The sequence below is a fragment of the Rhizobium sp. KNZ2-6A genome (assembly GCF_056755475.1).
Genome location: NZ_JBNDIC010000001.1, coordinates 26,358 through 49,538 on the forward strand (window position 1 = coordinate 26,358; position 23,181 = coordinate 49,538).

Annotated in this window: 22 protein-coding genes; 13 read left to right on the top strand and 9 right to left on the bottom strand. The window is 60.4% G+C overall.

The window, feature by feature from the left end; all coding sequences use genetic code 11:
* Positions 1–63: 63 nt before the first annotated feature.
* Positions 64–654, top strand: a complete 591-nt coding sequence (locus tag ACPYOP_RS00130; protein ID WP_481408373.1) for a GNAT family N-acetyltransferase — start codon at positions 64–66, stop codon at positions 652–654.
* Positions 655–711: 57 nt separating this feature from the next.
* Here ACPYOP_RS00130 and ACPYOP_RS00135 read toward each other — a convergent pair whose 3' ends face one another.
* The 5 genes from ACPYOP_RS00135 to ACPYOP_RS00155 form a co-directional block, all read right to left on the bottom strand.
* Complete coding sequence (locus tag ACPYOP_RS00135) at positions 712–840, bottom strand: hypothetical protein (protein ID WP_481408374.1); 129 nt, start codon at positions 838–840, stop codon at positions 712–714.
* 56 nt (positions 841–896) lie between these two features.
* Positions 897–1,712 carry a serine O-acetyltransferase gene (cysE, locus tag ACPYOP_RS00140; RefSeq protein WP_481408375.1) on the bottom strand — a complete coding sequence of 272 codons (816 nt, stop codon included), beginning with the start codon at positions 1,710–1,712 and terminating at the stop codon, positions 897–899.
* Between the two features lie 118 nt (positions 1,713–1,830).
* A complete protein-coding gene (locus ACPYOP_RS00145; protein WP_481408376.1) occupies positions 1,831–2,820 on the bottom strand; it encodes a WD40 repeat domain-containing protein in 990 nt (329 codons plus the stop codon).
* Positions 2,820–3,917: a CobW family GTP-binding protein gene (locus ACPYOP_RS00150; RefSeq protein WP_481408377.1), complete on the bottom strand. Its 1,098-nt coding sequence runs from the start codon at positions 3,915–3,917 to the stop codon at positions 2,820–2,822. Before ACPYOP_RS00150 ends, ACPYOP_RS00145 begins: the two co-directional genes overlap by 1 nt.
* 130 nt (positions 3,918–4,047) lie before the next feature.
* Entirely contained in the window at positions 4,048–4,851 is an 804-nt protein-coding gene (locus tag ACPYOP_RS00155) for a creatininase family protein (protein ID WP_481408378.1), read from the bottom strand.
* 86 nt (positions 4,852–4,937) lie between these two features.
* On the opposite strand from ACPYOP_RS00155, the gene ACPYOP_RS00160 reads away from it, so the two are divergent.
* From ACPYOP_RS00160 to ACPYOP_RS00170, 3 genes are all read left to right on the top strand, one after another.
* Positions 4,938–5,450 carry a MarR family winged helix-turn-helix transcriptional regulator gene (locus ACPYOP_RS00160; protein WP_481408379.1) on the top strand — a complete coding sequence of 171 codons (513 nt, stop codon included), beginning with the start codon at positions 4,938–4,940 and terminating at the stop codon, positions 5,448–5,450.
* 119 nt (positions 5,451–5,569) lie between these two features.
* A complete protein-coding gene (locus ACPYOP_RS00165) occupies positions 5,570–6,589 on the top strand; it encodes a LacI family DNA-binding transcriptional regulator (RefSeq protein ID WP_112335169.1) in 1,020 nt (339 codons plus the stop codon).
* 41 nt (positions 6,590–6,630) lie between these two features.
* Positions 6,631–7,599 carry a 2-hydroxyacid dehydrogenase gene (locus ACPYOP_RS00170; RefSeq protein WP_481408380.1) on the top strand — a complete coding sequence of 323 codons (969 nt, stop codon included), beginning with the start codon at positions 6,631–6,633 and terminating at the stop codon, positions 7,597–7,599.
* Here the strand turns inward: ACPYOP_RS00170 and ACPYOP_RS00175 are convergent, their stop codons facing one another.
* A complete protein-coding gene (locus ACPYOP_RS00175) occupies positions 7,600–8,400 on the bottom strand; it encodes a gamma-glutamyl-gamma-aminobutyrate hydrolase family protein (protein ID WP_481408381.1) in 801 nt (266 codons plus the stop codon).
* A 408-nt stretch (positions 8,401–8,808) separates the two neighbouring features.
* On the opposite strand from ACPYOP_RS00175, the gene ACPYOP_RS00180 reads away from it, so the two are divergent.
* The 9 genes from ACPYOP_RS00180 to ACPYOP_RS00220 all read left to right on the top strand — a co-directional run bounded on the left by ACPYOP_RS00180 (position 8,809) and on the right by ACPYOP_RS00220 (position 19,029).
* Positions 8,809–9,915, top strand: a complete 1,107-nt coding sequence (locus ACPYOP_RS00180; RefSeq protein ID WP_481408382.1) for a TRAP transporter substrate-binding protein — start codon at positions 8,809–8,811, stop codon at positions 9,913–9,915.
* A 229-nt stretch (positions 9,916–10,144) separates the two neighbouring features.
* Complete coding sequence (locus tag ACPYOP_RS00185) at positions 10,145–12,448, top strand: putative bifunctional diguanylate cyclase/phosphodiesterase (protein WP_481408383.1); 2,304 nt, start codon at positions 10,145–10,147, stop codon at positions 12,446–12,448.
* 357 nt (positions 12,449–12,805) lie between these two features.
* Positions 12,806–13,561: an N-acyl amino acid synthase FeeM domain-containing protein gene (locus ACPYOP_RS00190; protein WP_481408384.1), complete on the top strand. Its 756-nt coding sequence runs from the start codon at positions 12,806–12,808 to the stop codon at positions 13,559–13,561.
* A 273-nt stretch (positions 13,562–13,834) separates the two neighbouring features.
* Positions 13,835–14,059 carry an aa3-type cytochrome c oxidase subunit IV gene (locus ACPYOP_RS00195; protein WP_481408385.1) on the top strand — a complete coding sequence of 75 codons (225 nt, stop codon included), beginning with the start codon at positions 13,835–13,837 and terminating at the stop codon, positions 14,057–14,059.
* A gap of 109 nt (positions 14,060–14,168) precedes the next feature.
* Positions 14,169–15,332, top strand: coding sequence for a Re/Si-specific NAD(P)(+) transhydrogenase subunit alpha (locus ACPYOP_RS00200; protein ID WP_481408386.1), 1,164 nt, complete (start codon positions 14,169–14,171; stop codon positions 15,330–15,332).
* Between the two features lies 1 nt (position 15,333).
* Complete coding sequence (locus tag ACPYOP_RS00205) at positions 15,334–15,732, top strand: NAD(P) transhydrogenase subunit alpha part 2 (protein WP_481408387.1); 399 nt, start codon at positions 15,334–15,336, stop codon at positions 15,730–15,732.
* 10 nt (positions 15,733–15,742) lie between these two features.
* Positions 15,743–17,137 (top strand): NAD(P)(+) transhydrogenase (Re/Si-specific) subunit beta, encoded by a 1,395-nt coding sequence (locus tag ACPYOP_RS00210; protein ID WP_481408613.1) that lies wholly within the window; start codon positions 15,743–15,745, stop codon positions 17,135–17,137.
* A gap of 234 nt (positions 17,138–17,371) precedes the next feature.
* Positions 17,372–17,776: a YciI family protein gene (locus ACPYOP_RS00215; protein WP_481408388.1), complete on the top strand. Its 405-nt coding sequence runs from the start codon at positions 17,372–17,374 to the stop codon at positions 17,774–17,776.
* Positions 17,773–19,029, top strand: coding sequence for an RNA polymerase sigma factor (locus ACPYOP_RS00220; protein ID WP_481408389.1), 1,257 nt, complete (start codon positions 17,773–17,775; stop codon positions 19,027–19,029). Before ACPYOP_RS00215 ends, ACPYOP_RS00220 begins: the two co-directional genes overlap by 4 nt.
* 107 nt (positions 19,030–19,136) lie before the next feature.
* Here the strand turns inward: ACPYOP_RS00220 and ACPYOP_RS00225 are convergent, their stop codons facing one another.
* The 3 genes from ACPYOP_RS00225 to ACPYOP_RS00235 form a co-directional block, all read right to left on the bottom strand.
* A complete protein-coding gene (locus ACPYOP_RS00225) occupies positions 19,137–20,792 on the bottom strand; it encodes a sensor histidine kinase (protein WP_481408390.1) in 1,656 nt (551 codons plus the stop codon).
* 254 nt (positions 20,793–21,046) lie between these two features.
* The gene (locus ACPYOP_RS00230) at positions 21,047–22,117 is read right to left on the bottom strand and encodes an NAD(P)/FAD-dependent oxidoreductase (RefSeq protein ID WP_481408391.1); all 1,071 of its coding nucleotides are present in this window, start codon (positions 22,115–22,117) and stop codon (positions 21,047–21,049) included.
* Positions 22,118–22,222: 105 nt separating this feature from the next.
* Positions 22,223–23,098, bottom strand: a complete 876-nt coding sequence (locus ACPYOP_RS00235; RefSeq protein ID WP_481408392.1) for a tetratricopeptide repeat protein — start codon at positions 23,096–23,098, stop codon at positions 22,223–22,225.
* Positions 23,099–23,181: the final 83 nt, after the last annotated feature.

Genomic DNA, 23,181 nt, shown 5'->3' on the forward strand with positions numbered 1-23,181 from the left:
GGCGGCACCCTCACAATAATCTGTCACCGCCGCTGATAACGGTATTGGGCACGGGAGGCCGAGATGGCCGCTGTTCTTGATTCTGTCCGCGCATTCTTTGCGCCTTCTACTTTCACGCTCGACCTGGAAAACGCAGGCGATGTCGTCGCGCGCGAAAACCTGCTGGATCGCGCCATGGGTCCCGACCGCCGCAAGAAGTCGTCGGAAAAGCTGCGCCAGGGCCGCGTTCCGGCCGAAGGCTTGGCACTGGTCGCGCGCGATCGTGCCGGTCATGTCGTCGGCACCGTCCGTTTATGGAATGTCGAAGCCGGTGTCGATCGCGAGACCCGTCCGGTCGATGCGCTGCTGCTCGGTCCGCTGGCCGTCGATCCCGCCTATGAAGGCAAGGGCATGGGCTCGGCGCTGATGCGTGCTGCCGTCCTGGAAGCCAAGAAGCGCGGCCATGGCGCCATCCTGCTCGTCGGCGATGCGCCCTACTATGAGCGCTTCGGCTTCTTTGCCGCAAAGACGCGGCATCTTATCATGCCAGGCCCGTTTCAACGCGAGCGTTTCCTGGCTCTCGAACTCAAGGAAGGCTGGCTCGACAGCGCCGCCGGCATGATCGTCGCCAGCGGCCGTAAGCTGGCCCAGCCGCCGATAGCAAAGGCTGCGTAAAGCGCCCGAACGTCCCGAAGTATCATAAGGCTTCAGCCCGTCCGGACAGAGGCCTTTTTATTTGGTTGCCTTCGCGCTGTCCCTTGCCGGATCATATCCATCCGTCAGCGTTTTCAGGAAGGCGACGACATCGGCGATCTCGGCGTAGTGCGGGCGCTGCCGTGAAGAGTACTTCCCATAATGCATCCTCTTCCTGATGACTCAGGATCGATGATGCACCATTACACTCAGGGACTACACACCTAGATATTCTGATCCATCGTCTCGGCCGGAATCTCGTCGGCGCGATGGATGCGCACGACTACGGCCGGGACGCCGGCGACGGTGCAATGCGGTGGAACGGGTTTCACCACGACGCTGCCGGCCGCAACCTTGCTGAAGGCGCCGACTTCGATATTGCCGAGGATTTTGGCGCCGGCGCCGATCATGACGCCGTGGCGGATTTTTGGATGCCGGTCGCCGCTCTCTTTGCCCGTGCCGCCGAGAGTCACATTCTGCAGGATCGACACTTCATCCTCGATGACGGCGGTTTCGCCGATGACGATGCCGGAGCCGTGATCGAGCATGATCGATATGCCGATCTCAGCAGCCGGATGAATATCCGGACCGAAGACGAGCGAGACGAGGTTGGAGAGCCAGCTCGCAATTTCGGTGCGGCCTTCGGTCCACAACGCATGGGCGATGCGATGCGCTTGCAGGGCGTGGAAGCCCTTGAGGTTCAGAAGCGCATGCAGATAGGTGGTGCAGGCGGGGTCGCGGGTTCGCACCGCCACGAGATCGGCTTCCGTTGCCCGCAGGATTGCGTCATGACGAGCCAGCACGTCGGACAACAGCGAAAGCAGATCGCTGTGGTCGATCCTGACGACGCAGAGCCGTGCGGCCAGCACGTTGGCAAGGTTTTCGGCATTGGAGCGGCTGGCGAGCACTTGCGCCTGCAGCAGCGGGGCGAGCGTCGGCTCGCGCGCCGCAAGCTCGGCGGCTTCGCAACGGATCACGTCCCAGACATTCTGGGCGGAGGCAGGATTATTTCCGGCGGCGGCCGTTCCTGACTGGGGCATGATCCTGCTTTCTGTTTAGAGTGGTTGGTCGCTTCACTGTATTGCTCAACCACTCTATGTGTTTGCTTTTACACAATCCCGGACGGAAAACCGCTACGCACTTTTCCTGGAATTACTCTCAGGCGGAAATGTCGATAACGCCGCAATCGCCGGCTTCGGAGGCGAAGGCGAGCAGCTTGCCGGATTTGCTCCAGCTCATCGACGTGATCGCACCCTTGCCGGGCCGGCGCAGGAGCGCCTCCTTGGCGTCGCCGATGCGCACCGCGAGGATCATACCATCGATGAAGCCGATGGCGAGGATATCTTCCGCGGGATGGAACTTCACCGAAGTCGCCATGATGTTGGCGCGCGTGCCGAGCTCGAGCGGCGCCTTGCCCATCGGGCCGTCCTTGCCCTGGAAGGGCCAAACGATCGCCGCCGGCGCGCCGGAAGAGGCAAGCCACTTGCCCTTGCTGGACCAAGAGAGCGACTTCACCTTGGCGGGATAGCCGGTCATGCGCATGTGCCTGGCTTCGGCGCCCGGCTTGGCATCCATCTTCCAGCCGTGCAGGGCATTTTCCTGCATGGTGGTGACGATGAACTGGCCATCCGGCGAGAAAGTAACGCTGGTATGGGCGCCCTTCCATTCGAGATTGACCGGCTGGGCGCTCATGCCGACCCAATGCAGCGACACGCCATTGTAACGGGCGACGGCGATCCGCATGCCCTTGGGCGCGAAGGCGATGCCCTCGACGGTGCGCTCTTCGGCAAATTCCTTCGTCGTGCCGTCGGCCAGGCGCACGAAGGCGCTCTTGCCATAGGAATAGGCGACCGCGCCCTGCGGTCCGGCGGCAACCTGGCTGATCCATTTGCGCGGCGCTTCGGCAAGCATCGTCACGCTGCCATCCGCGGTAATCCGGAGAACCTTGCCGTCCTCGCCGCCCGAAACCAGGCTCTCGCTATGGGGATCGCGGATGCAGGTCAGCATGCCCTGATGGGCTTCGGTTACCTTCTCGCCGCCTTCGAGGCGGTGGATCGCGCCGGCGGCGGTGGCGAAGAAGGGGGTATCACCTAAAAATTCGACGGCCAGAACATGGCCGTCGATATCAAGCGGAGCAACAGTCGGCATCAGGCGGATGCCTCGCACGCCTTGAAGCTTGCTTCGAGCTTTTCGCGGTCTAGCTCGCGGCCGATGAAGACGAGGCGGCTTTCATGCTTTTCGCCATCTTTCCACGGACGCTGATGATCGCCTTCGATGATCATGTGCACGCCCTGAACGACATAGCGTTCCGGATCGTCCTTGAAGGCGATGATGCCCTTGAGGCGCAGGATGTTCGGGCCCTGCGTCTGCGTGATCTTCTGGATCCAGGGGAAGAAGCGCTCGGCATTCATTTCGCCGCCGCGCAGCGAAACCGACTGCACCGTTACGTCGTGGATCGGCGAAGGAGCGTGATGGTGATGATGGTCGTGATCATGGTGGTGATGATCATGATCATGGTCATGATGATGGTGGTGGTGATCGTGGTCATGATCGCAATCCGGGCCGCAGACGTGATCCTCATGGCCATGCTCGAGGAAATGCGGGTCGTTTTCGAGAGCGCGTTCCAGGTTGAAGGCGCCCTGGTTCAGCACGCGGGCGAGATCGACGCCGGAGCGGGTGGTCTTGTAGACACGGGCGGCCGGGTTGATCGCATGGACGATATCCTCGATCTGGGCCAGTTCCGCAGGCGATACGAGATCGGACTTGTTGATGACGACGACATCAGCAAAGGCAATCTGGTCTTCGGCTTCGCGGCTGTCCTTCAGGCGCAGCGGCAGGTGCTTGGCATCGACCAGCGCGACGACGGCGTCGAGCTCGGTCTTGGCGCGGACATCGTCGTCCATGAAGAAGGTCTGGGCGACGGGAACCGGGTCGGCAAGGCCTGTCGTTTCGACGATGATGCCGTCAAAGCGGCCGGGGCGGCGCATAAGGCCCTCGACGACGCGGATGAGGTCGCCGCGAACGGTGCAGCAGACGCAGCCATTGTTCATTTCGTAGATTTCTTCGTCCGACTCGACGATGAGATCGTTGTCGATGCCGATCTCGCCGAACTCGTTGACGATGACGGCGTATTTCTTGCCGTGATTTTCGGAAAGGATGCGGTTCAGCAGCGTCGTCTTGCCGGCGCCGAGATAGCCGGTGAGAACGGTGACGGGAACGGGCTTTGGCGTGGCTGTTTCGGTCATGGGAGCCTCGAAATATGGAAGGTTGCCCCGGGGAGCAGACATTGGTCGGGTTCCATATAAGGAGTTGGAGACGTCAGTTCAAAGGCTTTTATATGTTATAAGATCACATTAGGTCTGGGACGGCGCCGATTCATGATCCTGACCGTATCAGCGTTGTCGCATCGAATGCGTCGACATCTTCGAACAGTTCGACAAGGCCTTTGACGGCATGCGCGATCAGCCGCTCGCCCTTGGCCGCCGTCGCGGCGCCTGCATTGCCGGCAACGCCTTGCGGGCTCAGGTCGGACATCTTCCAGCCGAAGGCATGTGGGCCATAGGCGCGCAGATGCTTGAAGCCCTTGATGAACTCCGATTGGCGCGACGGGAAGTTCGCTGCCTTCGACATGTCCACTTTCTCTGGGTGGAGTGCGAGCATGACCGATGTCTCGATATCGCCGCCGTGAATGTCGATGGCCTTGTCATCAGGCGTAATCAGTCCATCCGGAACACCGAAGCGGGTCCAGCTGGTCGCGACCGCCAGCATGTCGAAGCGCACGCGCGCCTCCGTCGCGACGATGGTCATCAGCGGTGAGTTGCCGCCATGGGCATTCAGCATGACGAATTTGCGGATGCCGAGTCCGCTCAGCCGCTCGGCGATACCGAGCCAGCGCCCGATGGCCTCGTCGAAGGTCAGCGTCTTCGTGCCGGCGACATCCATGTGCTCGATCGAGTAGCCGACGGCCTCGACGGAAAGGAAGGTAATCGGTAGTTTGACCGGCAAAGCAACCTTGAGACGTGAAACGATTCCTTCGGCAATGAGCGTGTCGGTTTCGAACGGCAGATGCGGCCCGTGTTGCTCATAGGCGCCAAGTGGCAGCACGGCGATCCATTTTGATCGCTCCTGCGGTGTCAATGTTTCATCATTGTCATCGAAACATGGCAAAGGATACGCCATCGGAGGATGTGCCTCTTGTTTATGTCAGTAACCTGCGCAATGTCATAGCGTGATGACTTAGCGGCGAAAAGGTCAATGGAATCACGATGGGCAAGAAGAACAAGGTCGGAAAGAAAAGTAAGTCAGGTAAAAAGAAGGATCACCGGGACTATACGCTTGCCGATCTGTCGCCTGCATTGACGCAGGCGGCGCGGTCCATGCGCACGGTGATGACGCGCAGCTTGACGGCCAGCGGTCTTTATGCCGGGCAGGACGGCGTCATTCTGGCTCTCGCGGCAAATGACGGGCTGCCGGCCGGCACGCTGGCCCAGAAGCTCGGCGTCAAGGCGCCGACCATGACGAGGACGATCGGCCGCATGGAGGCGCAAGGCTTCGTCGAACGGCGGCCGGATGCCGAGGATGCCCGGCTGACGAAGGTCTATCTCACCGAGACCGGCCGCAATAGCGTCAGCGAGATCGAAAGTTCCGCCGCTACCTGTGATGAGCTGGCCACCCGCGGCTTCTCCGAAAAGGAGATCCGCTCGCTCGTGCGCCTCCTCAAGACGATCGAAAGCAATCTTCAGGCTGGCGACGACGACGAGGACGAAGAGGAATTCTGAGAATCCCCGCGAATTCGTGTTGCGCGATGTGATTAAAGCTTTTAATTAAAGATTTTAAATTCCGGAATCGTAAAACGACGGAATATGTTGACGGCTGCGTTTCACGGGGGAGGGAGTGCGTGGCGCAAAAGATAAAGCTTTCTACAATTGCGGAAACGCTCGGTATTTCAACGGCAACCGTATCCCTGGCCTTACGCGACAGCCCATTGGTCGCGGTCAATACCCGCGAGAAGATCAAGGACCAGGCCCGCGCGCTGGGCTATATCTACAATCGCCGCGCGGCGAGCCTCAGGACATCGCGGTCGGGCATTATCGGCGTCGTCGTGCACGACATCATGAACCCCTTCTACGGGGAAATCCTGAAGGCGATCGAAAGCGAGCTCGACCGCAGCCGTCATACCTTCATCCTTTCCAATCACTATGATTCGGTCGAGAAGCAGCGGACTTTCATCGAGACGCTGCTGCAGCTCGGCGGTGACGGTGTCATCATGTCGCCGGCGATCGGAACGCCGCCGGAAGATTTCGAGCTGGCGGAAGAAAACGGCATGCCGGCCATCCTTGTGGCACGACAGATCGAAGCGCTGGATCTGCCGACCTTTCGCGGCGACGACAGCTACGGCATTTCGCTTGCGACCAACCACCTGATCAGCCTTGGTCACCGCTCCATCGCGATGATCGGCGGCACCGACCAGACCTCGACGGGGCGCGACCGTTACCAGGGCTATGTCAATGCGCTGCGCAAGGCTGCCATCGAGGTCGATCCCAATCTGCGTATTCCCGGCGCGCGCTCCAAACAGGGCGGTTTCGAAGCGGCGGTGCATTTCCTGTCGCTGCCGCAGAAGCCGACGGCCGCGGTCTGCTGGAACGATCTGGTCGCCATCGGCCTCATGAACGGCATTTCACGCGCCGGCCTCGTGCCGGGACGGGACATTTCGGTCACCGGCTATGACGATCTGGAAGAAGCGGCGATTGCGACACCGGCGCTGACAACAGTCTGGAACGGGCAGGCCGAAGTCGGAAGGCTTGCAGCGCGGGCGCTTTTGGATAGGTTGGCAGGAAGCCATGAGCCGGATGGTATCCATCTTATCAAGCCGGAAATGCGCATCCGCCAATCCACGGCGCCCTACAAGGCTCGCTAGCAGCGGTTCGGCGCCGAACCGTCTCTCAAGAGGAAAGATCCATGTCCGACAGTCGCATCGCCATCCTCGTTCCGGGGAAGATACACCCGCGTGTTCTCGAACGGCTCGGGAAACAGTTCGATATTGTTTCCGTCGAACGCGATGGCGGCCCGAAGATCGATGCGGAAACAGCCGCCCGCATCCGCGGCGTTGCTGTCTCAGGTGGGTTCGATGCCATCTGGATCGATGCTTTTCCGAATGTTGAGGTCATCGCCAATTTCGGCGTCGGTTACGACGGGATCGACGTCAAGCACGCCGCCTCGAAGGGGATCGTCGTCACCAATACGCCTGATGTCCTGAACGACGAGGTTGCCGATACTGCGATCGCCCTGCTCTTGAATACGCTGCGACAGTTTCCGAAGGCGGAGACCTGGCTGCGCGAGGGGCGCTGGGCGAAGGAAGGCGCCTTTCCGCTCTCGCCCTTTTCCATGAAGGGGCGCCGCGTCGGCATTTACGGGCTCGGTCGCATCGGGCTGGAGATTGCAAGAAGGCTGGAGCCGTTCAAGGTGAAGATCGGCTATCACACCCGCTCGCCGCGCGACTCCCTGCCTTACGACTACTATCCGACCCTGAAGGAAATGGCGCAATCGGTGGATACGCTGATTTCCATCGTGCCGAAGACGCCGGAAACGCATAGGGTCATCAATGCGGAGATCCTGTCGGCGCTTGGGCCGCAGGGCGTGTTCATCAATGTCGGCCGCGGCTGGTCCGTCGATGACGACGCGCTGATAACAGCCCTCAGCAATGGAACGCTGGGTGCTGCCGGCCTCGACGTCTTCTATGACGAACCCGATGTCCCGGCCGGCTATCTCTCGCTGGCGAATGTTTCGCTGCTGCCGCATGTGGCATCCGCCTCGGTGCCGACGCGCGATGCCATGGCGGATCTGGTCTCCGACAATATCATCGAATGGTTCGCAAAGGGCAGGCCTGTCACGCCGGTGCCGGAAACGCCGGTCAAGCCGCGCGGCTGATCATACGGCTTTCTGCTGATAGGGAGGGGCCTTGAGTCGCTCCTTGCCCGCCGCATAGTCGCGCACGGCATCGCCGAAGGCCATGAAGAGCTTGCGCGACGACGAATCCGTTTCCGCCCAATATTCCGGATGCCATTGCACGCCGACGGCAAAGGCCTTTGCTCCGATGACGGAGACGGCTTCGATCGTGCCGTCCTCGGCCAGAGCCTCGACCTGCAGCCTCGGCGCGGTATCGGCGATCGCCTGGCGATGCAGCGAGTTGACGCGCACCTCGCCCGGCCCTACGACACGGGCGATGCAGGAGCCTTCCTTGACAAAAACGCTCTGGCGGATCGCATACATCGTGTCACGATCGACATCCTGAGGCTTGCGGTGGTCCCAGATGCCAGGCTGGTCCTGGATTTCGCTTGCGAGCGTGCCGCCGAGCGCGACGTTCAGCTCCTGAATGCCGCGGCAGATGGCGAGCATCGGAATGGCGCGGTCGATGGCGCGGCGGATGAGCGGCAACGATGTTGCGTCGCGCGCCGGATCGAACGGACCGTCGCTCTCAAGTGCGTCCTTTCCGTAGAGGGACGGGTGCACATTGGTGGCCGAACCGGAAACGAGCAGCCCGTCGACCCGGTCCAGAATGGCATCCGCGTCATTGCCGTCTTCGGGGCCGTCTTCTAGCGCCGGCACGATCAGCGCCATCAATCCGGCGGCCTTCACGGCGGCACGGACATATTGCAGCTGCACCGCGTGCCAGCGCGTGCCGTCGAATTCGCGGATATCGGCGGGGATGGCGATGATCGGTCTGGACATTCAGGGCTCCGAAGGATGCGAAACGGTTGAGCATGATGCCGAAAAGTGTCAGGGGATTTCGGACGACATCATGCTCCATTTTTTGATTCTAGAGCGGATTCAGATTTTAGGTCGAACCGACCTGAAATCATCCGGCTCTAGGCGGTAGGACCTCTGGATGATCATGTTGTCGATCCAAAGGCGTGTTATCCACGTCATGAATTTACGCGAAGACGGCGTAGGCGGCAACGTGCGGCGGCCTCCATAAGGCTTTGTTTCCCTTCGTCATGCGGATGTACAGGAATCGCCATAATGCGGTGCGAGAGAGCAAACTTGAAAGACTGGGTGCGGCGTGGTTAGTTCCATCGCTTGCGCCATGATGGGGGAACGCGCCGTTTCCCAGCAATGCCGTCTGTATGGGAGAATTCGATGGATCGCCGTTCCTTCATAAGGCGGGCAGGAGCCGTTGGCGCAGGCGCTGCAGCCTCCACGCTTGCGAGCCCAGCCCTGGCCCAGGAATATCCGAAGGTCACCTGGAAAATGACGTCATCGTTTCCAAAGAGCCTGGATACGATCTATGGCGGCGCGGAAGATATCGCCGCGCATGTTTCCGACGCGACGAACGGCAATTTCGTCATCCAGACTTACGAAGCCGGCGAAATCGTGCCCGGCGCTCAGGCCGCCGATGCGGTGAGTGCCGGTACCGTCGATGCGGCGCACACCTGTTCCTACTATTTCTGGAACAAGGACCCGACCTACGCCATCGGCACGGCGCTGCCGTTCGGCCTCAATGCGCGGCTGACCAATGCCTGGTTCTACCAGGGCAACGGCAACAAGCTGATGAACGAATTCTATGCAACGCAGGGCATATTGGGCCTGCCCGCGGGCAATACCGGCGCGCAGATGGGCGGCTGGTTTCGTAAGGAAATCAATACGCTCGACGATCTCAAGGGCTTGAAGATGCGCATCGCCGGCCTGGCCGGCAAGGTAATCGAAAAGATCGGCGTGGTGCCGCAGCAGGATATCCCGGCCAACGGCGTCTACGACGCGCTGAGCAAGGGCACGGTCGATGCGGCCGAATGGGTCGGCCCTTATGACGACCTGAAGCTCGGGCTGCAGCAGATCGCCAAATACTACTACTATCCCGGATGGTGGGAAGGCGGCGCCGTGGTGCATGCCTTCTTCAATCTGGAGAAATGGAATGCCTTGCCGAAAAATTACCAGGCGATCCTCACGGATGCCTGTGCCTTTGCCAATACCAATATGCTGGCGAAATACGATGTGAAGAACCCACAGGCGCTGAAGGACATCGTGCAGCAGGGCGTGACGCTGCGTCCGTTCAGCCAGGAGATCATGGAGGCGTGCTTCCAGGCGGCCGGCGCGCTCTATGCGGATCTTTCCAAATCCAACACTTATTTCAAGCGCATCTACGAGGATCAGGTTTCCTATAAAAAAGATGCGTATCTTTGGATGCAGCTTTCGGAGTATACTTTCGATACTTTTATGATGATCCAGCAGCGGGCGGGCAAGCTGTGATCGTATTCTATAAGTCTTTAGTGATATCTTGTTTTATTCATTAGTGATTCAAATATTACATTCACGGTAGAGTGAGCCGGGAGTCATTGCACTAATACGATGCGGACTGAAGCCTAACTTCGATGTAAGTTACCGACACGATTGATAAATCTGTCCAGATAGGTGCTATTGGGCAATCAAATTTTAAAACGTTTCCACTAGGGTGTCCGCCGCATCAGGGGAAGTCTGAATGAAGCCTCCAAGCCCGGACACTGTGCCGACGGATGTTTATCTGTCGTTCGTCAGTTCGCTTTTCGGAAACCGTAAAACGCTGTTTACGGGCGTATTCGTTCATATCCTCACCTATGTCGTCGTTTTTCTGAGCACGCGCGCAGATATCTATCTCACGCTTTGCCTGGCTTTCGGCGCCGTGTTCATCTTGCGGATGTATTCGTTCCGGCAATTCGACGCGGCGGACAAGCATGGTTTCACGCGGGCCGATATCGCCAAATGGGAAACGCGTTATGTGATCGGCGCCGCCGCGACGGCGTCCATCCTCGGCATCGGCAGCGGCTATGCCATCCTGATCGTGCAGGATCCGCTGGCGGAATTCATCTGCATCGCCGTGACGATGGCGTCGATGGTGTCGATCGTCGGCCGCAACTACGGCTCCCAGAAGGCGATCGACCTGCAGACGCTGGCCTGCTGTCTGCCGATCATCATCGCCTGCCTGATGTCGCAGCAGCTCTACAAGGCGATCGTCTCCATCATGCTCGTTCCCTTCGGGCTGACGACGCGGGCGATGGCGAACGGCGTGCGCGAATTTCTCTACAAGAACGTCATTGCCTCGCGCGAGATATCCTTGATCGCCGACCGGTTCGATACCGCGCTCAACAATATGACGCACGGGCTCTTCATGCTGGATGCCCAGAACCGCATCCTCGTTGTCAACCGCAAGGCTTGCGAACTCCTGAACTTCGCGCATCCGGAGCAGCTCAAGGACTGCGAATTCGACGTCGTTCTGCGTTATGGCGCCAGGCATGCCTTCATCGACGGATCCCTACCCGGGCTCATCCACCGGCAAATGGCGCAGCTCGTCAGCGGCACGCTTTCCCGCACGCTCATTCAGTTCAACGAGGATCAATTTCTGGAATTCTCGGCCAGCCGCCGCGCCGACGGCATCGTCATTCTGATCTTCGAAGACGTCACCGTGCGTATCCGGGCGGAGCGCAAGATCCTGCATATGGTCCGCTATGATCCTCTGACGGGGCTGCCGAACCGCGAATATTTCATCGAGTTGGTCAAGGAAAAGTTGGCGGCGCGCATGCGGGACGGCCGGATCGGAATCTTGGTTCTCGATGTCGACGACTTCAAGCATGTCAACGATACAAAGGGACATCTGGCCGGCGATCGGCTTCTTGTTGCCATAGCCGAACGCCTGAAGGAGCTTGCGGGCACGGCGGCGCTTGCGGCACGGCTGGTGGGTGATCAATTCGTCCTGTTTTTTCCGAACGAGGACAACGCGACGGAGATCGATGGCCGCATTCGCGCGCTGCATGCTGCGATGACAGGCATTTACAACGTCGACGGTAATAGCTTCCGCATTTCCTTCAGCGGCGGATATGTGACCATGCCGAGCCGGGAGTTCCGCTCCGAGGAATGGCAGGTCAAGGTCGATCTGGCGCTGTTCGACGCCAAGTCGCGCTTGAAAGGCGGATGCAGCGCCTTCGAAGAGGAGATGGATGCGCGCTACGTCGAGCGCCAGAAGCTGAAGGAAGACCTGCGTGAAGCCGTCGAGGCGGGCAGGCTTCACGCCGTCTATCAGCCGATGTTTACGCCGGACGGCTCCCGCATTGTCAGCTGCGAGGCGTTGGCGCGCTGGATTCATCCGGAAAAGGGCTCGATCCCGCCCAATATCTTCGTGCAGATCGCCGAGGAAATGGGCATCGTTGCCGGCATTACCCGCTTCATGGTCAACCAGGCCTGCCGGGATTGCGTTTCCTGGCCGGCGCCGCTCGCGGTCTCGGTCAATCTGTCGGCGCAGGATCTGCGCAATGACGATATTGTCGCTGTTGTCGTGGAGGCGCTCGCGGCATCGGGATTGGAGCCGTCGCGGCTGCATCTCGAGGTTACGGAAAGCTGCCTGATGGATGAGGTGGCAACCGTTCGCTCCATCCTTGCCGATCTGCGCGCCAAAGGCATCACGATTGCGATTGATGATTTCGGAACGGGCTTTTCCAGCCTCAGCTATCTGGATTCCCTGCCGGTGGATGTCGTCAAGATCGACCGGTCCTTCGTTCGCGACATCACGACGGACAGCCGCCGTTTCAAGCTATTGTGCGGCATCGTCGATCTTTCCCGCGCGCTCAGCCTCCATATCGTGATCGAGGGCGTCGAGACGCTCGAACAGCTGGCGCTCGTCGTTGAGAAGAACCTGGCCGATATCATCCAGGGTTATGTATTTTCCGCACCCGTGGCACGGGAACAGGTGGTTGAGATGGTGGGTGGCCTCAGCCGCCGGCTGCCGGGCGCGCGTGAGGATCATGTCGCCTGAGGTAAGGAGCGAACGCGGATCATTGCGCTGACGCTAAAATAATCCGGAAACTGGCGATCGTATCGTGCCACCATAATGATCCGGGCCAATCGATCATCCTGCCGTAAGCTGCTTATGAGAATTGTAAAATCGAAGATCCGTGCTCGTTTTGTCCGGCTCTGATAGACGGGCAAATCTGCTTATTTCCCACGCCATAACAACGATAACTTAGTGGCAGCGCGCCACCGGGCCTATACCGGTATTCGTTAAAAAAATTAACCTTAATGGAATTAATAGTTAATAAAAGTTAAATCAAATGTTGATCAAACTGTGAGTTAATACCAATTATGTTCCGTTAACCATCATGGAACATTCATCATGACTCATATGAGTGCTTGGAAAGACAGCTTTGCCGGCAAGCTGATGGAGGTGCTCGACCACGTAGAATACCGCCGGATCGAAAGCAGCGAAGACATGGAGGGTGTCGCGCGGCTACGCTACAAGGCCTACAAGGCGCGCGACGTCTTGCCGGTGGCGGCTAAAAACTTGATCGACGACATCGATTTCGACGATCACGCTTATGTTTTCGGGGTCTATTATGACGAGGAGCTGGTGAGCACGGTGCGGATACACCATGTCACGCCGGATCATCGCGTATGCCAGTCGACCGGTATTTTCCCCGAGGAAGTTCACGCTTTCCTCGATGCCGGCATGACGTTGATCGACCCCGCACGCTTTGCCGTCGATCCCGATTTCGAGATGGAGCTGCCTGCTCTGCCTTATTTGACGCTGCGGCCCGCGATTGTCGGCGCCGTCTATTTCAACACCGATCGCGTGATGCAGCACATCCGCCCGGCGCATGCGGCCTTCTACAAGCGCGTCTTCTACGCGGATACGGTCGTGCCGCCGCGGATGACCAAGACCTATGGCTTCGAGCTGACGCTGCTGGCGTCGCGTTCGAAGGAAATTCGGGGCAAGCTGATGCAACGGTATCCGTTCTTCGATTCAGAGCCCTATGAAAGGCGCATGATGTTTTCCCGCAACGAGGATAACGGTTCGCCTCCATTGACCATCCTGCCGACGGCACGGCTGGCAATTGGCGGTCGCCGCGAAATTCGCGGGCAATTCGGCTAGCATCGGATGATTTTGGGTCGAATGGCCTAAATCCGAATCCGCGCCGGAATCAAATAGCTGGAGCATGATGTCGTCCGAAATCGACTTTTGGGCATCATGCTCCAGGCTGCGCGCCTGTGCGACCTTCTCGTGCATTGCATTTTTCCTCGCTTTGTGTAACCCCTCGATAGAGGAAATTCGGCTGCGGCATCTGCTATGCCTCAGCCGTTGAGAACAGCTTCAGCCGCCGGCCCGGATGGCCGGTCGGGGAGAGGATTGAGGGGAGACTTCTGAATGGCCGAACATCATACCGGACCGGTCGAAACCGGCGCCGCCATGGACTACAGGGAACATCAGAAAACCTATAACGGGTTCCTGTTCGTGGCCAGGCTGGGATCGGCGATCGTCGCTGCTTTGCTGATTGCGATGGCGGCAGGCTTTTTCGGTCATGCCGGCTTGTTGGGCGGCTTCATCATCTTCGTCGTTCTCTCGTTCTTGGGCTTCCTATTGTCCCGTTGACCGACGCCGGGCCGTCCGGCCCGCGCCTTTGCTGAAATTATGACCTGATTTCGCAAGTGTTTGCCCCGCTGCAACCAGCAGGGCTGCGGTTTGATGTGGGGTGGAGCTGTTGAGCAATCTGGTTTTCGTGGCCAAGGAAAGCGTGACGGAAGAGACGCGCGTTGCAGCCTCCGTCGAGACGGTGAAAAAGATGAGGGGGCTCGGCTTCGATATCGTGATCGAAGCCGGCGCAGGCGCCTCATCGCGTATCCCGGACGCGGAATACGAAGCCGCAGGCGCGCGGATCGGCTCCGTTAGGGATGCGAAGGCGGCGGATGTCATCCTCAAGGTTAGGCGCCCGACGACCAAGGAAATCGCCGGCTACAAGAGCGGCGCGATCGTCATCGCCATCATGGATCCCTATGGCAACGAGGCCGCACTTGCCGTGATGGCACGCGCGGGGCTCACGAGCTTCGCCATGGAGCTGATGCCGCGCATCACCCGGGCTCAGTCGATGGACGTCCTGTCGTCGCAGGCCAATCTCGCCGGTTATCAAGCTGTCATCGAGGCTGCGGCCGTCTACGATCGGGCGCTTCCGATGATGATGACGGCGGCGGGCACGGTGCCGGCGGCAAAGGTGTTCGTCATGGGTGCCGGCGTAGCCGGCCTACAGGCGATCGCCACGGCGCGGCGTCTCGGCGCGCTGGTATCGGCGACCGACGTGCGGCCGGCGGCGAAGGAGCAAGTGGCCTCGCTCGGTGCGAAATTCATCGCCGTCGAGGACGAGGAGTTCAAGGCGGCGGAGACCGCCGGCGGCTATGCCAAGGAAATGTCAGGGGAATATCAGGCCAAGCAGGCGGCGCTCGTCGCCGATCATATCGCCAAGCAGGATATTATCATCACGACAGCGTTGATCCCCGGCCGTCCTGCGCCGCGGCTCGTCAGCCGCGACATGCTGAAGGCGATGCGCCCGGGCGCGGTTGCCGTCGACCTCGCGGTCGAGCGCGGCGGCAATATCGAGGGTGCCGAATACGGCAAGGTCGCCGACGTCGAAGGCGTTCGGGTGATCGGCTATCCCAATATGGCCGGCCGGATCGCGGCCAGCGCTTCGGCCCTCTACGCCAAGAACCTCGTCACCTTCCTGGAAACGATGGTCGACAAGGATAGCAAGAGCCTCGGCCTCAACCGCCTCGACGAGCTGATCAAGGCGACGATGCTGACCGATGACGGCGAGGTCGTGCACCCGAGTTTCGTCGACCCCGACCAGCCGACGGTCAACAAGGGAGATCTCTGAGATGGCCAGCCAAGCAATGGACCAGGCACTTCAGCAACTGAATGATGCCGTTACCGCCGTCACGACCGCCGCCGCGCAGGCACCGCAGGTCGCCAGCGCCGCAACCGGCGGGGCGGTCGATCCCTTCGTCTTCCAGCTTGCGATCTTCGTGCTGGCAATCTTCGTCGGCTATTACGTCGTCTGGTCGGTGACGCCGGCCCTGCACACGCCGCTGATGGCGGTGACGAACGCCATTTCCTCGGTCATCGTCGTCGGTGCCTTGCTGGCCGTCGGCATCTCCGCGAGCGGTCTCGCGACGGGCTTCGGCTTCGCGGCGCTGGTGCTCGTCTCGGTCAATATCGTCGGCGGTTTCCTTGTCACCCAGCGCATGCTGGCGATGTACAAGAAGAAGGACAAGTGAGGGCGGCATGCTGAGCAATATCGCGGCTTTCCTCTATCTCGTTTCCGGTGTCCTGTTCGTCCTGGCACTGCGCGGCCTGTCGCACCCGGCAACCAGCCGGCGCGGCAATCTCTACGGAATGATCGGCATGGGCATTGCCATCGTCACCACGCTGGTTCTGGCAACGCCATCCTTCGGCGGCTTCGTGCTGATCATTCTCGGCCTTGCCATCGGCGGGGGGGCTGGCGCCTATATCGCCCGCGTCATTCCGATGACGTCGATGCCGCAGCTCGTGGCCGGATTCCATTCGCTGGTCGGCCTGGCGGCCGTCCTCGTGGCTGCTTCGGCGCTCTATACGCCATCTTCCTTCGGCATCGGCGAAATCGGCCATATTCATACGGAAGCGCGCATCGAAATGGCGATCGGCGTGGCGATCGGCGCCTTGACCTTCACCGGCTCGATCATCGCTTTCTTGAAGCTTGACGGGCGGATGTCCGGCAAGCCGATCCTGCTGCCGAACCGGCACATCATCAATGCTGTCCTGCTTGTCCTGATCGTGTTCTTCATCATCAGCCTGGCGGCAAGCGAGAGCCATTTCGCCTTCTGGGCCGTCGTCCTGCTATCACTGGCGCTCGGCGTGCTTTTGATCGTGCCGATCGGCGGCGCCGATATGCCCGTCGTCGTGTCGATGCTGAATTCCTATTCCGGCTGGGCAGCCGCCGGCATCGGCTTCACGCTTGGCAATCTGGCGCTGATCATCACCGGCGCTCTTGTCGGATCCTCGGGCGCGATCCTGTCCTACATCATGTGCAAGGGCATGAACCGCTCCTTCGTCTCGGTCATTCTCGGCGGCTTCGGCGGCGAGACGACATCGGGTGGCGCCGATAATTCCGACAAGACCGTGAAGCTCGGTTCGGCAGAGGACGCCGCCTATCTGATGGCGAATGCCTCCAAGGTCATCATCGTGCCGGGCTACGGCATGGCGGTGGCCCAGGCCCAGCATGCGCTGCGCGAGATGGCCGACAGGCTGAAGGCGCATGGTGTCGAGGTGAAATATGCTATCCACCCTGTCGCCGGCCGTATGCCTGGCCATATGAACGTGCTGCTGGCCGAGGCCAATGTGCCCTATGACGAGGTCTTCGAACTCGAGGATATCAATTCGGAATTCGCCCAGGCCGATGTCGCCTACGTCATCGGCGCGAACGACGTTACTAATCCGGCAGCGCGCGACGACAAGACTTCACCGATCTACGGCATGCCGATCCTCGATGTCGACAAGGCCAAGACCTGCCTCTTCGTCAAGCGTTCGCTCGGCTCCGGCTATGCCGGCATCGACAACACGCTGTTCTACAAGGACGGCACGATGATGCTGCTCGGGGACGCCAAAAAGGTGACCGAGGAGATCGTCAAGGCGATGAACGAGTAGACGTCGAAACGTCTTATGCATTCGATCGGAGTTCGCCTGAGTTTGAAGCCGGATCGACAAACCTCCTTGACCGGAAGATGGTCGAGGTGAGTGTTGCTGGGTATCCAGGTCTTATGTCTGTCTTATTTCTTCGTGCTCCGCATAAAGAAGATGAATTTATTTTCGAACTCCCGTCGATTCCGCGGTGCCTGGTTCGTCGTGTGGTATGTTCTAACCAACCAAGGAGAAAGACCCATGCGATTCATGATGCTGATGATCCCCGGCGGCTACGCTTCCGCTACTCCCGACACCATGCCCAGCGCGGAGGCGGTCGAGGCGATGATGAAATACAATGAGGAGTTGAAGAAGGCCGGCGTGCTTCTGGCGCTCGACGGGCTGCATCCGCCGTCCTCCGGAGCTCGCGTGAGCTTCAAGGGTGGAAAGCCTGCCGTCGTCGACGGCCCGTTCGCCGAGGTCAAGGAAGTGCTGGGCGGCTATTGGGTCATTGACGTGCGTTCACGCGACGAGGCCATCGAGTGGGCGCGCCGTTGCCCGGCATCGGAAAATGACGTCATCGAGGTTCGCCGCATCTTTGAAATGAGCGAATTTCCGGAGGATGTGCAGAGGGCGGCTGAAGGCTTCGATGAGCTGAAGGGGTGACCACGTCAGGTACCATAGAAGCGGTCTGGCGGATCGAGCAGCCAAAGCTCGCCGCCAGGCTGAACCGCTTGCTGCGCGACGTCGGCCTGGCTGAGGAGATTGCGCAAGACGCCTTTGTGCTGGCCCTCGAACGCTGGCCTCGTGATGGCGTTCCGCGCAACCCGGCCGCCTGGCTGACGCAAGTCGCCAAGAACAGGGCACTCGACAGGCTGCGCCGCACAACGCTGATCGACGGCAAACATCGCGAACTCGCTATCGACTTTGCCGAACTTGAACGCGGGGTACCGGATATCGAGGCGGCGCTTGATGAAGATATAGACGACGACCTACTGCGACTGATCTTCACCGCATGCCATCCGATGCTGCCGACCGAGCAACGGGCCGCGCTTGCCTTGCGACTGCTGGGCGGGCTGTCCACGCCCGAGATCGGTCGCGCGTTCCTGTTGCCCGAAGCCACCATTGCCCAGCGCATCGTGCGCGCCAAGCGAACCTTACGCGATGCCGCCATAGCATTCGAGACGCCGCGTGGCGTAGAACGTCGGGAGCGTCTCGCCGCCGTACTGGAAGTGGTCTATCTGCTCTTCAACGAGGGATATGTGACAACGGAAGGGCCGCATTGGCTGCGTGCCGATTTATGCGGCGAGGCATTGCGCCTGGCCCGTTCTCTGGCGGCGCTGATGCCGGAAGAGCCTGAAGTGCTGGGACTTCTGGCCCTTATGGAATTACATGCCTCGCGCTTTGCCGCTCGGGTTGACGGAACGGGCAATCCGATCCTGCTGCTCGACCAGGACCGTGGCCGATGGAACTGGTCGCTGATCCGGGGCGGCCTCGACTGTCTGGGTCGCGCCATGGTCCTGACGTCGATGCCCGGTCCTCATTTGCTGCAGGCGATGATTGCGGCTTGTCATTCCCGGGCCGCGACGGCTGCCGATACCGACTGGATTGCCATCGCCGCCTACTACCAAGCGCTGGCTCTTGCGGCGCCGTCGCCGATCGTCGAAATCAACCGAGCGGTTGCCGTCGGCATGGCCTTCGGCGCCGCCCAGGGTCTTGCTATCGTCCATGCTCTGAGAGATGAGCCGCGCCTGAAGGAATCGCATCTGCTGCCGACTGTGCGGGGCGATCTTCTGGCCAAGCTGGGACGAACGGCCGAAGCCCGTACGGAATTCCGCCGCGCCGCCGAATTGACCAGCAATGAAAGGGAGCGAGCCCTGTTGCTTGCTCGCGCCAATACTCCCGACATTCAGCCATAGACATTAGAGCATTTCCGCTTTTCTTCGAATCGCGAAAATGCCCTATCTTCTTGTTTTGCTACGCATTCCGGACGGAAAACCGCTGCGCACTTTTGCGCGACATGCCCCTAGCCCCGCTCGCGCTCCATCGTGCTGCGCAGGGCCATCAATATCCAGACGAGGCCGGTTGGGCGGAAATCGACCTCGACGCTACCGCTGAAGGACGCAGCGGCGTGCGTTTTCGTCACTGTCGTGCCAAAGCCGGTTTCCTTTGGCGGCTTGACCGGGGGGCCATCGTTTTCCGTCCATACGAAGCGGATCATCGGTCCGCTTTCGCCGGCCTCCGTCGTCCATTCGATGGTGATCTTGCCTTCGGGCGCCGAAAGCGCGCCGTATTTTACTGAATTGGTCGCGAGCTCATGCAGGACGAGGCCGAGATTCTGCACCGCCTCCGGCTTCAGCAGGAAATCATTGCCGAGGACATCGAGCTGCTGGGGTGCCTGCAGGAAGGTCGCAAGGTGGATGTCGATCACGCGGCGCAGCGAAACGCCGGACCATTGTTCGCTGGTCAGGACCTCGATCGAACGCGCCAATCCTTCCAGCCGGTCGGCGACGGCGCGCTGGAAGCTGTCGACGCTATCGGCCTGCCGCGCGAGCTGCCGGGTCATCGCCTGGGCCAGCGCCAGCAGGTTCTTGGTGCGATGGACGAGTTCGTGCATGACGAAATGCAGCCGATCTTCCGTGACGCTGCGATCGAACGATGCGTTGGAAAGCGCTACGGCCACCTGGTTCGCCTCGACGACACTCGTGTCGATCGGCGATACGATCTCGCCCCGGCCCATGCGGTCGGCCATGTCGGCAATGCTTTGAATCGTGATGCGCACCTGCCGCGCCAGGGCATAGACGGCAATCAGGGCGATCAACAGCAGGGTCACACCGCCATAGATCAGAAAGCGCCAGGTGCTCATCAGTGACGCCTGCGCCGATGCGATCGGCCCCCAGACGACGGCCTTCCAGGACCAGCCGGAGATTTGCGCATAGCCGAGCACCGCATTCGGCAGGATCTTTTCATCCTGGTAAACGCCGCTGGATGCGATCAACTTCGGCAGGATGTCCTTTTTGAATGTATCGCCCGGCGCGAGGGTCGTCGGGCCGCCGGCGGCGACGACATGGCCGGATTTGTCCAAAATGGCAGCCGACCAGCCGGGCGGCAAGGCTTCCGTGGTCACGAGCTTGGCGAGTTCGTCCGCATCCTGGGTGACCGCCAAGGCAGCACCGGCTGGGGAGTGCTCGAGCGGCAGGGTGACGTTGTAGACCCAGCGGCGGGCATTCGTACCGATGAAAACATCGGATGCCTCGATCCGTCCGGAGGTCAGCGCCGATTGCAGCGAGGCTATATTGCCGGTCTTGCCGAGCGGCTTGCCGAGCGGCCAGCGGGTGTTCAACCTGAGCTGACCATCCTTTTCCATCAGCAGGACGAAGAGGGAATCAGTGCGCAGGACCGTTTCCGTCCGGGCAAAGAAGGTGGCGATATCGTTGCGCTCGAGCTCGGGCGAAGAGGACAGCAGCCGCAACGTCGTCGCCATATCCTGCAGCTGGCGGTCGATGACGCGCGCCAAAGCCTGGGCGTCCTGAACCGTATCGCCTTTCAGCGCATCACGCTCGTTGTTTTCCAGCTGGACGAGAAGGAGGGCGACGAAGGCGAGGATAGGCAAGGCAATCGCCAGGGCTATGGCGATCAGATAGGCTCCAATCGACGCTTTCGGGAAATGCGGCTTCCTCATGGGGCGATCAACCGATCGTGCCTCCATGACGATCCAAAGCGCCGGCAAACGCGAATAGAATGGTTTTGGTCATCATGCCAAGCGCCCCCGTGCCCAGTCCCGAGCTACATGCTCTCGAAGCGTCCATGTTAGGGCTCGGTAAATTGCCTTGCAACATCTGAAAAGTCATTGCTTCGAAATCATAAGCGATCTCGGGTATTTACGACTGCGGCAATGCATCCCCTGAGTTGCGCCGCCCATGCTTTTTGCAAGGGTCAGGCAAAGCGTGAAAGGCGAAATGGGACAAGCTGACCATCGTCTTTGCCGTCGATGATCGTCTCTGCGGCAAGCAGGCCGACCAGCGGCGCCAGCGTGACGCCCGAATGCAGCACCGCGAGATAGAGGCCCGGCACGCCCTCGACGCCACCCAGAATGGGCAGGCCATCCCTAGGCGTCGGACGATAGCCGACGGTATGGAAATCGAGCTCCAGCGCCTCGCCGCCCTTCAAGGTTGCCTTGACCTTGGCGAAAAGTTCGCGGGCAGCCGCCTGTGGATTATTGCCGGGGTCGGTGCCGCCGAAGTCGCCGCCGGCGATGATCCGCCCCTCCGCCGTCTGGCGCAGATGCAGTTCCGGCGCCATCACCAGACCGTTCAGCAGCTTTTGGGTGGGGCGGGAATGAACGATGAGTCCTGGCGGCGTTTCCAGCGGCACGTGAATATCGGCCGATGCCGCAAGCGGCGCTGTGCCCGCGCCGGCGGCAAGAACGACGTGGTCGGCGCGTATCTCACCTTCGCTCGTTTCGATGCCGATGATTCGCCCGCCCTGCTTCAGCAGGCGTTTGACTTCGACACCGGACAGTAGGATGGCGCCATGGCGGGCGGCATCTTTCAACAGCAGCTCCGCCGCGGCAACGGGTTCGACGGCGCCTTCTTCGGCGACATGCAGCGCATAGTCCGGCGGATTGGCGAGATTGGGTTCGATCATCGCGCTGGTGGCTCGATTGACCGGCTGTATGCCATAGCCCCAATCGTGATGCCGGGCCGCATAGGCATCCAACTCCGCCTCCGCGAGATCCCAGCAAAGACCGCCGCACCAGGAGAGCGGCAGGCCGGGAAGCTCGGCTGCAAGCCTCGACCATTCGCGCATCGAGCGGTGGCGGAAATGGAAGTAGAACTCCGGATTGCCCCAGCTCGCATTGATCCAGGCGAAGGAATTCGGCGTCGCCACGCCGCCGGTCTGCTCCGCGACCACGGTGACGGACGCGCCCTTGCGGCTCAGATGCCAGGCAATGGACGCGCCGATGATGCCGGCGCCGATGACGATGATCTTCTGAGGGGAGGGCATGTCGCTATCTCGTTCCGATGGGGATGGCCCGAGACTAGGCAAAGAAAAGCCGCCGGGCAAGGAAACGCCGGCGGCTGGATGTCTTATCGCGATGCGACCTTCGTATCAGGCGCCGGCGCCGACACGCGCCAGGCCGTCCCTGGCCGGCTGGTAGTTCGGATCGAGATTGACCGCGTGCTGATAGGAGCGGCGTGCTTTTGTCTTGTCGCCTTTGCGCTCATAGACGAAGGCCTGATTTGCCCAGGATTCGGCAACCTTGTTGTTGAGCTCGATGGCGTGGTTGAAATCGGCGAAGGCGTTGTCGTCGTCGTTCTGCGCGAGATAGGAGATGCCGCGGCTGTTGTATGGCTCCGGCGAATTCGGCGACAGCGAGATGGCCTTCGAGAAATCGTCGATCGCCTTGTCCTGCTGATTGCGCTTCTGAAAGATCACACCGCGGCCATTATAGGCGCGGCCGTCCGTTGTGCCGAGGCTGATCGCCTTCGAATAGTCATTGAAGGCGTCGTTGTCGCGGCCGGACTGGCGGTAAAGGTTGCCCCGGCCGATATAGGCGACGTCGTAATTGGAGTTGATCTGCAGCGCGGCGTTATAGTCAGCGATCGCTTCCGGCAGCTTGCCCATGTTGCGGTAGATCAGCGCGCGGTTGGCGTAGGCCTGATAGAACTTCGGATTGAGCTGGATCGCCTGATTGAAGTCGCCGAGGGCCCGGTTGAAATCGCCGCCGCGGCCATAGGCCGTGCCACGAACATTGTAGCCTTCAGGATCCTGCGGATTGGAATTGATGACCGAAGTCAGCGACGCGATATTTCCCGAGGAGCCTTGCGCCTTGTCGATCTGAATCACGTTATCGGTGGAGGCGGTCTGGCAGCCGGAGAGGCCGATTGCGGCAAGCATCGCCAAAGCAGGCAGCGCCGCGGCGCGCTTCGAAACGAGTAAGGAGAGGTTCGAAGTGCGGAACTTTACGGAAGTCGTCATTGCCATTATCGGGTCGCTTTCCCCATGCGTCATATCAGGCTGTTCTGATTTAATCCGATTTGCCCAGAGAATAAATCAAAAAGGCGGCG